Here is a 12,180-nt window from a genome sequence, read left to right on the forward strand (position 1 = left end):
TCGAGATGTCAGATGAGCAAGTACATGATCATGTGCAAGGACAAGCTGCACAGCGCAAGTTCGCTACGAAGCTGATTCACTTCGGAGCGGAGATTGATGAACAGACCGGTGCCTCGAGCGTTCCAATCTATCAGGCATCCACCTTCCATCACCATGATATTTTCAACCCGCCTGAATATGATTACAGCCGCTCCGGCAACCCGACTCGGCAAGCCTTGGAGGATTATATTACGCTGCTTGAAGGGGGAGATCGAGGGTTCGCCTTCGCCTCCGGCATGGCGGCGATCTCGACGACGTTCCTCCTACTCTCTGCAGGCGATCATGTCATCGTAACGGAAGATGTGTATGGCGGAACGTATCGCCTGCTTACTTCCATACTAGATCGCCTGGGCATTGAATCAACCTTCGTCGACATGACGGAGTTCGAGCAGGTGAAGGCAGCGCTGAAGCCGAATACGAAGGCTGTATTCATGGAGACACCGTCCAACCCGACGCTCAAGATTACAGACATCGCTCAGACGACAGCTTGGGCGAAGGGGCATGGACTGCTGACGATGCTCGATAACACATTCATGACGCCATACCACCAGCGTCCGATTGAGCTGGGCGTAGATATCGTGCTTCACAGTGCGACCAAGTTCTTAGGCGGCCATAGTGATGTGCTTGCTGGACTAGCTGTTACTGCGAATGAGTCACTGGGCAGAAGATTGAAGCAGCTGCAGAACGGCATGGGAACGGTACTTAGTCCACAGGAATCATGGCTGCTCATGCGTGGAATGAAGACATTAGGGGCGCGGATGGAGCATAGTGAGAAGAGTGCACGCAAGCTGGCTGAGTGGCTCTCGAACCACCCGGAAGTAGAGAAGGTCTATTACCCCGGTCTTCAAGATCATCCGGGAAGAGCCATTCATGAGAAGCAATCTGCAGGATATGGAGCGGTCGTCTCCTTCGATGTCGGCAGCGGTGAACGTGCGAAGTCGATGCTCAGCCGCGTGAAGATTCCGCTCGTTGCCGTGAGCTTAGGCGCAGTCGAGAGCATTCTCTCTTATCCGGCTATGATGTCTCACGCTGCTATGCCGAAGGAAGTGCGTCACGAGCGCGGAATTACCGACGGACTAGTGCGCTATTCTGTTGGACTTGAAGATATTGATGATTTACTCCATGACTTGGATGCTTCCTTACGAGGTTAACTCGTCCATGTAGATAGGGATACGGCTGTCTTCCCAGACTAGCCGTATTTCTCATTTGTACGAACGAATCCCGGTGGGTGACGAATAATAGGCACCTATGGTACGATGGCATGAGATGTTTTTTTTTTCATTAGGAGAGATAGGAGGTGCCGCAATTGTCTTCAATTGACCATATATTAGATCGGGCGCTGCAAGGGGAACGAATTAGTCTGGAGGACTGTGTCGCACTCTTGGAATCGAACGAGATTGAGGAGATGGGCAAGGTCGCGAATGAGCTCATGCTTAGACGCCATCCTGAGCCAATAACGACCTTCGTTGTCGGGCGTAACATTAACTATACGAATGTATGCGATGTGTACTGCCGATTCTGCGCGTTCTACCGCGCACCGGGCTCCTCCGAAGGGTATGTCCTGCCGGATGAGACGATCTTCAGCAAGATTCAAGAGACGATAGATGTGAATGGAACGGAGATTCTCATGCAAGGGGGAACGAACCCTAACTTGCCATTCTCCTATTATACAGATCTGCTTCGCGAGATTAAGAAGCGCTTCCCCTCCATTACGATGCATTCCTTCTCCCCGGCGGAGATTCAGAAGATGGTCGTCGTATCGAATGGATTAACCCTGGACGAAGTCATCAAGCAGCTGCATGAAGCAGGGCTCGACTCTCTGCCAGGCGGAGGTGCTGAGATCCTTGATGATCGGACTCGGAGGAAGATTAGCCGGATTAAGGGCTCTTGGACCGACTGGATGGACGTGATGAAGTCAGCGCATAAGCAAGGGATGAATACAACCGCTACGATGGTGTACGGGTTCGGAGAGACGATGGAGGAGCGAGCTCTCCATCTGCTTAGACTGCGTGATGCGCAAGATGAGTGCATACAGAATGGCTATGACTCCACCGGATTCCTTGCCTTCATCTGCTGGCCGTTCCAGCCGGACAATACGAATATGCCGATGGAGAAGTCGAAGCCTGAGGAGTACTTGAAGATGGTTGCCGTGAGCCGGATTATGCTCGATAACATTGATAACTTCCAGTCCTCCTGGGTGACGATGGGACCGGATATCGGGAAGCAATCCTTATCCTATGGCTGCAATGACTTCGGTTCGACGATGATTGAGGAGAATGTGGTATCGGCTGCAGGAACTACGCACAAGGTCAACATTGAGCTCATCCTGAAGCTTATTCGGGAGTGCGGCAAGATTCCTGCCCAGCGCAATACGAAGTATCAGACTCTGCGTACGTTCGAGGAGACGGACAAGGCTGATCAGGACTTTGTCATGCAGAATTAGATGAAGCTATGAAGTTATTCTAGATCAGGGTAATAGGTATATTTCTATGAAGAAGAGGCTGTCCTCCTAACCGGTGTTAGGAGACAGCCTCTTCTGTATTCATCAAGGGTTCCTCTCCTTGCACAATGCGATTCTTCCCGCTCCTCTTAGCTGTGTACAACGCATTGTCGGCTCGTGTGAAGAAGGACTCCTTGCCCTCTCCCGTACGGTAGATGGCAAGACCGATGCTGACCGTAACCGGCTGCTTCCCGAGGACATCATGCTGCTCCGCGTGAATCTCGCTGCGTAACGTCTCCAGCAGCATCAGAGACTGCTCTGGATACTTGTCTGTGAATAGGACAGCGAACTCTTCCCCGCCATACCTCGCTGCGAAGTCATTCATGCTGACATGGCTCTTAATGATGTGAGCGACTCTGCTAAGCACAATGTCCCCGGCACGATGCCCGAACGTATCATTAACCGACTTGAAGTTGTCTATGTCTATGAGAGCAAGCTGCAGCGGAAGCTGATACCCTTCATTCTGTTCTACAAGCTTGTCCATATATTCGTGGAAGGTAATATGATTGTATAGCTCAGTGAGCGCATCGGTCTTCGTCAGCTTGTCCATGAGAATCGTCTGAACGAGCAGCTCCTGATTAGACTTGTGTGCCAGCTTGGAGTAGTCAGCAAGCTCTCTCCCTCTGAGGAGTACACCATAGGCGATTAAGCTGAATGCGGTGAAAATAACAGTCAATACAAAAAGCCCAACGACGGTCATCCGACTATGAACGGCGGGATTGAGCCAGTAGATGAGATGCAGGGAGCCAAGCGTGACCAGCAAGGCGAACAGCAGCTTCTGACGGTGGAAGTAAAAGACGGAAATCAATACAGGTAAAAAAAGAGTAATCATTAAATAATGAATCGCGACGTGGACATTAACGAGAATGATTGAGAAAAGGGAAGAGGAGACGATCATCACGTAATCGTGAGAGGGTGTTCTTAAGGCAAGGATCGCGAGCTCGGTTAATGACAAGACAACAATGAGTACCAGGCTCGGATAGACAATATAAGTCTTGACGAACTCAGACGAGGGCAAGTAGGTAACGGTTAAATAACTGCTCTCCAATAGAATCGACATGATCAGCAACAGCCAATAGCCGTTCAATAGCGTACGGTTCCATCGGTTACGATTATAACCGAGCGATTCGTAATTCATAAGGATTATTCACTCCAGCGCTGCAGCATCACATTACATAACTAATAATATACCATGGATGCTTATTGTTTCCAATCCCTCAAGGTGTGCCAAAGTCTTCATCGTATATCCCTTGGATGCACACCATATACTGATAGGGAGGAAGGGGTGGAGCAGATGGAGTTGTTCACCATAGCACTGCAATCAAGCTCTAAGGAAACAATCGAGATGCTGTCAGTCTTGTTGAATGAACATGCGGCAGATCTACATATGACCTCACAGTCTGGCGCTTATATTGATTATCAGATAGGATCGGAGCAGAGCATTGTATGCAGCGCTCTCATGCCGGAATTCAAGTTAACTCAGCATGGACCTGATGTATATCGCAAGGCAGCCATTGCTCTGTCCGAATATGTAATAAGGGAACGTGAGACAGGTATGCTCGCTTCCATCATTCGCCGCAAATATCGATACAAGGATACGAGCGATACGAAGATGATTGAGCGTTATTGCCATGATCTCCTGCACGGCTCCGATTGGGACGGCTTCGAGCTGAGATACTTGGATGCCGATCGGCAGCGCCGCCGCGCCAAGGTCGCAGATGAACTCGAGGCATATCTCGACCAGCACACTCATCTCAATATAGACGGCTTCATCAACTTCCGGCTGAACAGCTATCGGAAGGAGCTGACGGAAGTCGTAGAGTACGCGCTGGACGAATATGTGCTCGACAAGCAATATCAGGAATTCATCTCCTTGCTTAAGTACTTCGTGTGTCTTCAGGAGACGAAGCATCCGATCGTACACCTCATGCACAAGGGCGGTCATGAATTCACACTGCTAGATGAGAAGCTGCTGCCGATTGACACGAAGTCACCGTCTGACCGGATCGTTGCAGAGATGCTAGAGACTGAGATGAACGTGGAGGATATGGTTATCTCCTCGCTGATTGCCGCATCGCCTAAGGAGATCCTGATTCATACGAGACAGCCAGAGCTGCAAGCGATTCGAACGATTGAGACCATCTTCGAGAGCCGTGTGAGCATCTGTGTAGAGTGCAGCTCCTGCAGCACGCGATTGGGTGAAGTGATTCAGCCTTGACTATACTAGTCCGGGCAAGCTATAATGTTGCACATAATGTCGTAAGGACAACAATGAACAGCGATGACGAAGACATGTATCTGCTCGCAAGCGTTAGGCTCAGAGAGAGGGAACTCGGCTGCAATTTCCTCCCATGACGTTGGCGGATATACCCCTTCCAAGCTGTGAAGCCTAACCGTATATACCGTCTCTTCGTATGTACACAGTAAGCTTCACCGGACTTCCCCGTTAACGGAATATACGAGGACGATGAACCATGCAGCAGCGGTTCAACAGTCGAAGTAGGGTGGAACCACGAGTAGACAAGCACTCGTCCCTTTGCGGGATGCGTGCTTTTTTTTGTTGCGTACATACCCGCATATGGCTTGATTATAGCGAGCAGGAAGGTGTAGAGGGAATGGCGATTCAGGTAACACTGCCAGATGGGGCAGTAAGAGAGTATGAAGCAGGAACTACTATTGAAGAGGTGGCAGGCTCCATCTCGCCAGGACTTAGGAAGAATGCGATAGCTGGCAAAATCAACGGCAAGGTAGTCGATGTCTATACGCCGATTCAAGCAGATGCTGCCATAGAGATCGTCACGGTGGACAGCGCCGACGGCCTGGAAGTGTATCGCCATAGTACGGCTCATCTCATGGCGCAGGCGATCAAGCGTCTGTACGGCAATGCGTCCGTCAAGCTCGGTATTGGTCCTGTCATTGAAGACGGCTTTTACTATGATATTGATATGGAGCAATCGCTCACTCCGGAAGATCTAGTCAAGATCGAGAAGGAGATGGACCGTATTACGGGGCAGAACTTGGACATTCGCCGCCGAGAAGTAAGCCGCTCGGAAGCGGTCTCGATCTTCACTGAGCTGGATGATCATCTGAAGCTTGAGCTGATTCGTGATCTTCCGAAGGATTCCGTCATTACGATCTATGACCAAGGGGAATTCTTCGACCTGTGCCGCGGTCCTCACTTGCCATCAACCGGCCGCATCAAGGCCTTCAAGCTGCTAAGCGTGGCTGGTGCATACTGGCGTGGAGATTCCAAGAACAAGATGCTTCAGCGCATCTACGGTACAGCCTTCCCTAAGAAGGCTCAGCTGGACGAGCATCTGCACTTCCTGGAGGAAGCGAAGAAGCGGGATCATCGGAAGCTGGGCCGTGAACTGAAGATGTTCACCTTCTCCCGTGAAGTAGGGCAAGGCCTCCCGCTCTGGCTGCCTAACGGCTCCAAGGTTCGCCGCACGATGGAGCGTTATATCGTCGATCTAGAGGAGCGTCTAGGCTATGAGCACGTGTACACGCCTGTCCTGGCTAATGTCGAGCTGTACAAGACCTCTGGACACTGGGAGCATTATAGCGAGGATATGTTCCCTAAGATGATTATGGACAACGAGGAGCTTGTACTTCGCCCAATGAACTGTCCTCATCATATGATGGTGTTCAAGAGCGATATGCGCAGCTACCGCGACTTGCCAGTCCGTATAGCGGAGCTCGGAACGATGCACCGCTACGAGATGTCGGGAGCATTGACCGGTCTTCACCGCGTCCGAGCGATGACGCTGAACGATGCCCATATCTTCTGCCGGCCTGATCAGATCAAGGAAGAGTTCGCGCGTGTGGTAGGCTTGATTCAGAAGGTGTATGAAGACTTCGGCATTAAGGACTACCGCTTCCGCTTGTCTTATCGTGATCCTAAGGATACGGAGAAGTACTTCCAGAATGATGAGATGTGGGAGATGTCTCAGCGCATGCTTCGCGAGGTAGTGGAAGAACTGATTCTGCCATTCTTCGAAGCGGAGGGGGAAGCAGCCTTCTACGGTCCTAAGCTGGATGTACAGATTAAGACTGCGCTTGGCAAGGAAGAGACGCTCTCGACTGCACAGCTTGACTTCCTACTGCCGGAGCGGTTCGAGCTTGAATATGTAGGCGAGGATGGCAAGAAGCATCGCCCAGTCGTTATTCATCGGGGCATCATCTCTACGATGGAGCGGATGACGGCCTTCCTGCTGGAGAACTTCGCAGGAGCGCTGCCACTCTGGCTGTCACCGATTCAAGCGAAGGTCATTCCGGTGTCGACCGCTTACGAAGCGTATGCGCGCGAGGTTGCGGAGAAGCTGCAGCTTGAAGGCATTCGTGTAGAGAGCGATCTCCGCAATGAGAAGCTTGGCTACAAGATTCGGGAAGCGCAGCTCGAGAAGATTCCGTATATGCTCGTTGTCGGTGAGAATGAATCACAATCCGGAACCGTATCGATCCGCAAGCGTGGGGAAGGCGATATCGGGGCTAAGCCGGTAGCCGAGCTAATCGGCCAATTGCAGCAAGAGATTCAGTCCAAGGAACAGCAGAACGGGTAAGCAGGAAGCGAATAAAGCTTGAAGCAATGGGGCATATTCATGTTGAGGAGGAAGCTGCCCCAATGCTAACAAGTGGTATAGCTTACGCACATCGAATAATAATCATCCTGTTGCTGCTTGCAACAGCAGCTGTTGTTCAATCCTTGCCAGCAGCGGCTGAACCTGCTGGATCGTCTGCTGAATCCGCTGGGACTGGGAATAGCAGCATGACCGTAGTAGCAACCGGCTATACGGCGGGAATAGAATCGACGGGCAAGCGCCCCGGCCATCCGCAATATGGTATCACATACTCTGGTGTGAAGGTTCGCAGAGGCGGAGTGTCCACGATCGCTGCTGATCCTAAGCTGTTCCCTATCGGGACCTTGCTCTACATTCCCGGTTATGGTTACGGCGTTGTAGCCGATACTGGATCGGCCATCAAGGGCAAGAAGATTGACTTGTACTTCGATACGATAGAGCAAGTGTACGAGCAATGGGGGAAGCGCACCGTGCAGGTGCAAGTGCTAAGGCGCGGTACCGGCAAGCTGACCCAAGCTTGGCTTAACGATATTAACAAGGCGACCGAGGCGGGCAAGCCCATTCCTCAGTCCTACTTGGAATCCTGATACAAGAACAATCATACACCCTGTACAGACGTCTGCTATGGACTGATGTGCAGGGTGTTCCTTATGACTAAGGATTGTCCAGGCAGAGCTTGCGCTGATCGGCGTACTGAGGCATGATGGAAGAATAGACAGGTGAACAGGAGGCGATGATAGCATGTCCAAGATGACCAAGCTTACATTGGACCAGGTTAATGGCATGAATGCAGAGGAGTTCAACAAGACGCTGGGCTGGATAGTCGAGCATTCACCGTGGGTTATTGAAGGGGTAGAGCCGCATCGTCCGTTCTCATCCATTCAGCAGTTCCACGATGAATTAGTGAAGCTGATCATGCTCTCCAGCACCGAGCAGAAGCTGCATCTGCTGAGACAGCATCCGGATCTCGGCAGCCGCATGCAGATGACGGCCGCCTCCGTCTCGGAGCAGAAGGGTGCGGGGCTGGATCAACTTAATCCCACTGAATATGACCAGCTGTTATCCCTGAACAAGCAGTATGTCAGCAAGTTCGGCTTCCCCTTCATCCTGTCGGTGAGAGGACATACGAAGGAGTCTATACTCGCTGCTCTATCGTCAAGGCTGAACAATGAGGGAGCAGCCGAGCTTGAAGAAGCGCTGCAGCAGATTGCCCGAATTACTCGACTAAGAATGGAAGATCTTGTGCTTACATAATCCGATGGGACCACTGCCATACTATTGGTGAAGTGGAGGTGAGTCCATTGGCTAAGAATAAGAACAACAAGATGAACGCAGCTCAGAACAACCAACAGTTGAACACGGAGTTCGCAGAAGATTTCAATCAGACGAATGCAGCTGGCAAGAACGCGAATAAAGCTTCGCAAAAAGCGCAGAAGTAAGCTCATTTGAATAGCAGTACCTAGGAAGAGGGACCTAATGGTCCCTCTTTTCAATTGTCGAATGCTGTTATATAATGTGGTAAAAATTGACTAGACCATGGAAGGGGTTGGGCCTGCTATGAGCTTGTTCCGTATTAGACAATCGCATAAGCCGGATAACAGCAGCATGGAAGAGAGAGAACGAGTCAGCCGTCTGCTGAATGAGTCGGTTGTCATCTCGGACCAACTGCATGCAGCGGTGGACGAAGTGAATCAGACGATTGGGCAGTTAACGGAGATTGCAGACGAATCAGCTGCAGGAGAGCAGACGCTTCGGTCTAGAAGCATCCAAGCGATGAATCGAATTGAACAAGCCTTCAGCGCCTTGCAGGAGGTGTCCGCAGCTGCGGAGCAGATTAGCACGGCCTCTACAGAATTGGATAGAGAGAGCAAGGAGACGAAGGAAGTTGTACGGGAAGTCGTGAGATCCTTAGCGAATACTAATCTGGTCATGAATGATCTGCATATACATAACGGAGCCATGGATAATAATATTAAGCAATTCATTAATCAGATGAGCCATATTCATGAGATTAACCAGTTCATTGAGGAGATCGTGTCCCAGACCTCCCTGCTTGCCTTGAATGCATCTATCGAAGCTGCTCATGCTGGCGAATTCGGCAGAGGCTTCTCCATCGTTGCCCAGCAGATTAAGAAGCTCGCCGAACAGAGCCATGAAGCCGTCAAGCGCTCCTCCTCTATTGCTCAGCAGATTGAGCTCGGTGTGAAGCAAGTAGTTGATGCTGTAGCTATGGAGAAGTCGGCTGTCGATCGCGGTGTCGAAGAGATGGCTGTCAACAAGGAGCGTATGGATCTTATCTATACAAGAATCAATGAGGTTGACAGGCTCGTTGGACAGACCCATACCGCAAGCCGTCAGCAGACCGAGCATATGGCGCAGACGACAGATATGCTGAAGGACGTAGTGGATTCGGTGAATGCAACGATGACGAGTGTAGACAGCACGCTGAAGCTGACAGGGCAGCAGAGGGAGCAGATCGGCAAGCTAGCCCGTGTAAGCAGCAATCTGCAGCGCTCCTCTACAGATCTATCTCAGGCCATTAGTCAGATGGGAAGCCAGGGGGCTGACGTGCTTGGTTCTGCGGGTCAGGTCGATATGGCTGCCATCTTCGCCTGGTTGAAGGCAGCGGCTGGGCAATTAGCGTTAACCGGTATGGATGAATCCTCACATGAGGCGAAGCTGACGGTTCTCCTCCAAGAGCAGCGAGATATCGAGGCAATCTGGTCCAATCGAGGAGACGGCTCCTTCATCTACTCGGTTCCTGAAGCAGGGTTGCTTAATGCGAAGGGGCGTGAATGGTGGAAGAAGGGGATGAGCGGACAGCTGTTCCAGTCTGACATCTATGTCTCTGCGATTACCAAGCGGCCGTGCATCACGTTGTCAGTGCCGATCTTCTCCGCAGAGGGTCAACCGATCGGGGTTCTCGGCACCGATCTGACCATTCAATAGATAATTAGGGGGTTCCCATGGAATCCCCTTTGTTGTATGATTGTAATGTGAACATTAATTACATCAGAAGACAGGTGAACTATCATGGCTGAATCTTATGCAGGGGCAATTAATCATGAGGCACATACGCAGCTTCAACCAGCGGAAGTCTATCCGTTCATTGCTACTTATATAGCTAAGAAGGAACATGAGATTGCAGAGATCGAACAGATGGTAGAGCGTTACGAGAAGCGCCGTATGCTTGAAGAGAGAGCGTATCAGTCCATGTCTACCTTCCGCCGCATGCTGTCGGGGAAGAAGCCGGATCACCATCTCGCAGTCGAATACATTCATTATGTGAAGAAGCCGATGGAGAAGGTTAGATTGCTGCGACTCGACATAGACAATGCGAAGGCTATCGCTGCTCAGGCCGATGAGAAGAAGATCAAGGGCATGATGGATGAACTCATATAGAATAATCGAAGGGGCTGTCAGCCATGGTCATATCTCATGACCTTGCTGACAGCCCCTCATTCGTTGTGCATGCTAGTGAACCACCAAGGTCACAGCTCCAGTCAATTGCCCCTTAGCGAGCTTATCCCTGCTTATCACCCTTGAGCTGGTCCACATCCAGGAAGTCATGCTCTTGGCTGTATGCCGGAACCCCGTGGATGCCGACGTCCAGGCCAATCATCTCTTCGTCTCGCGATACGCGAACAGGCATGAACTTCTTGATTAGCATAAGGACGAGCCAGGTGATGGCGAACCCCCATAGCGATACAATGGCCAGCCCAAGCAGCTGAATGCCGAGCAGATTCCAACCGCCTCCGTACAACAGTCCGTAATAGCCTTGACCGACGGACTTCGTCAGTTCAGGAAGCGCGAATAGTCCAACAGCCAGTGTGCCAAGTGAACCGCTGATACCATGAACAGCGAAGGCGCCGACTGGATCGTCAACTCCCTTGCTCTCCAGCAGCTCGGTTACGAGCACCATGGCAATTCCGCACACCGCACCGATCAGTATGGCCACTCCATCCGATACGAAGGCACAGCCTGCGGTAATCCCGACAAGTCCAGCCAGCGAGCCGTTAATGACCATGGGAGGATCTGCCTTCTTGTAACGGAACATCGTGAACAGGATGCAGGCTGCCCCGCCTGCTGCGGCAGAGAGCATCGTCGTCACGGCAATGTGGCCGATAGACGAATTCGTTGCACTAAGGGTACTTCCTGCATTGAAGCCGAACCACCCGAACCATAAGATGAAGGCGCCAACGGAAGCGAGAGGCAGGTTGGAGGGCGGGACGATGTTGCTCTTGCCCTCAGCTGTGAACTTGCCGATTCTCGGACCGATGAAGATAGCGGCTGCAAGCGCGGAGAAGCCGCCAAGGGCGTGAATGACAGCTGAGCCGGCGAAGTCGATCATGCCCAGCTTGCCCAGCCAGCCGCCCACGGCCCACACCCAATGTCCCGCCAGCGGGTAGATGAAGCCCGTCATGGCAATGGTGAGCAGAATGTACGCCCGGAAGTTAATTCGCTCTGCTACAGCGCCGGAGACGATGGAGATGACCGCAATGACGAAGGCGCATTGGAACAGCCAGTAAGTCTCATGAGTAATGTTGTATTGAATGTGAGATAAGTCACCGTTCAGCAGGAAGCCGGTCGTACCGATGAAGCCTCCGGCATCCAGGCCGTACATGAGGGCGAATCCGAAGAAGTAGAAGATGAGTGCGCCGAAGGCGATATCAACGAATACTTTCATAATAATGCTTACTGCATTTTTCTGACGGACAAACCCTGCTTCGAGCAGAGCGAATCCGCCCTCCATTAGCAGAATCATAGCTGCCGTCAGGACAACCCAGATCGTATCAAGCCCTTTGGAAAGCTCCGTTATTTCCAATGATGTCAACTCCTGTTATGAATATGATGTGAGGTTTCAACCCTCTTATTCGTCCGCTAATCATTATAATTTTCACAAGTTAACTATGTCAACGTATGACGTAATATAAAGTTACGTATAGATTGGCCTAATTATGGAAGAGGCTCGGTCTGCAGACTGAGCAGCAATTCAACCGGACGTCCCTTGGAGGAATGCGAGGCAGAAGCTATACTTAACCTATAGATTAGAGTAATGAC

The 12,180-nt window shown here is 51.3% G+C and carries 11 protein-coding genes; 9 read left to right on the forward strand and 2 right to left on the reverse strand.

All coding sequences use genetic code 11. The features are described 5' to 3' along the window. Positions 1-5: 5 nt before the first annotated feature. Both ACFO9Q_RS02390 and mqnC read left to right on the forward strand, forming a co-directional pair. The gene (locus tag ACFO9Q_RS02390; protein WP_379178291.1) at positions 6-1,190 is read left to right on the forward strand and encodes a trans-sulfuration enzyme family protein; all 1,185 of its coding nucleotides are present in this window, start codon (positions 6-8) and stop codon (positions 1,188-1,190) included. Between the two features lie 155 nt (positions 1,191-1,345). Further along, positions 1,346-2,482: a cyclic dehypoxanthinyl futalosine synthase gene (mqnC, locus tag ACFO9Q_RS02395; protein WP_379178293.1), complete on the forward strand. Its 1,137-nt coding sequence runs from the start codon at positions 1,346-1,348 to the stop codon at positions 2,480-2,482. A 76-nt stretch (positions 2,483-2,558) separates the two neighbouring features. On the opposite strand, the gene ACFO9Q_RS02400 is transcribed toward mqnC, so the two are convergent. Continuing rightward, entirely contained in the window at positions 2,559-3,677 is a 1,119-nt protein-coding gene (locus tag ACFO9Q_RS02400; protein WP_379178295.1) for a GGDEF domain-containing protein, read from the reverse strand. 156 nt (positions 3,678-3,833) lie between these two features. On the opposite strand from ACFO9Q_RS02400, the gene ACFO9Q_RS02405 reads away from it, so the two are divergent. The 7 genes from ACFO9Q_RS02405 to ACFO9Q_RS02435 all read left to right on the forward strand — a co-directional run bounded on the left by ACFO9Q_RS02405 (position 3,834) and on the right by ACFO9Q_RS02435 (position 10,521). Then, a complete protein-coding gene (locus ACFO9Q_RS02405; RefSeq protein WP_379178395.1) occupies positions 3,834-4,757 on the forward strand; it encodes a putative sporulation protein YtxC in 924 nt (307 codons plus the stop codon). Positions 4,758-5,154: 397 nt separating this feature from the next. Then, the gene (gene thrS, locus ACFO9Q_RS02410) at positions 5,155-7,101 is read left to right on the forward strand and encodes a threonine--tRNA ligase (protein ID WP_379178297.1); all 1,947 of its coding nucleotides are present in this window, start codon (positions 5,155-5,157) and stop codon (positions 7,099-7,101) included. 62 nt (positions 7,102-7,163) lie between these two features. Further along, positions 7,164-7,706: a 3D domain-containing protein gene (locus tag ACFO9Q_RS02415; protein ID WP_379178299.1), complete on the forward strand. Its 543-nt coding sequence runs from the start codon at positions 7,164-7,166 to the stop codon at positions 7,704-7,706. A 154-nt stretch (positions 7,707-7,860) separates the two neighbouring features. Continuing rightward, positions 7,861-8,373: a 2-oxo-4-hydroxy-4-carboxy-5-ureidoimidazoline decarboxylase gene (gene uraD / locus ACFO9Q_RS02420; protein WP_379178301.1), complete on the forward strand. Its 513-nt coding sequence runs from the start codon at positions 7,861-7,863 to the stop codon at positions 8,371-8,373. Between the two features lie 47 nt (positions 8,374-8,420). Continuing rightward, positions 8,421-8,558 (forward strand): hypothetical protein, encoded by a 138-nt coding sequence (locus ACFO9Q_RS02425; RefSeq protein WP_379178303.1) that lies wholly within the window; start codon positions 8,421-8,423, stop codon positions 8,556-8,558. A gap of 118 nt (positions 8,559-8,676) precedes the next feature. After that, positions 8,677-10,068: a methyl-accepting chemotaxis protein gene (locus ACFO9Q_RS02430; RefSeq protein WP_379178305.1), complete on the forward strand. Its 1,392-nt coding sequence runs from the start codon at positions 8,677-8,679 to the stop codon at positions 10,066-10,068. A gap of 84 nt (positions 10,069-10,152) precedes the next feature. After that, a complete protein-coding gene (locus ACFO9Q_RS02435; RefSeq protein ID WP_379178307.1) occupies positions 10,153-10,521 on the forward strand; it encodes a hypothetical protein in 369 nt (122 codons plus the stop codon). A gap of 121 nt (positions 10,522-10,642) precedes the next feature. Here ACFO9Q_RS02435 and ACFO9Q_RS02440 read toward each other — a convergent pair whose 3' ends face one another. Then, entirely contained in the window at positions 10,643-11,944 is a 1,302-nt protein-coding gene (locus ACFO9Q_RS02440) for an ammonium transporter (protein ID WP_379178309.1), read from the reverse strand. Between the last annotated feature and the right edge of the window lie 236 nt (positions 11,945-12,180).

The sequence above is a fragment of the Paenibacillus sp. GCM10023252 genome (assembly GCF_042653305.1).
Taxonomy (GTDB): domain Bacteria; phylum Bacillota; class Bacilli; order Paenibacillales; family Paenibacillaceae; genus Pristimantibacillus.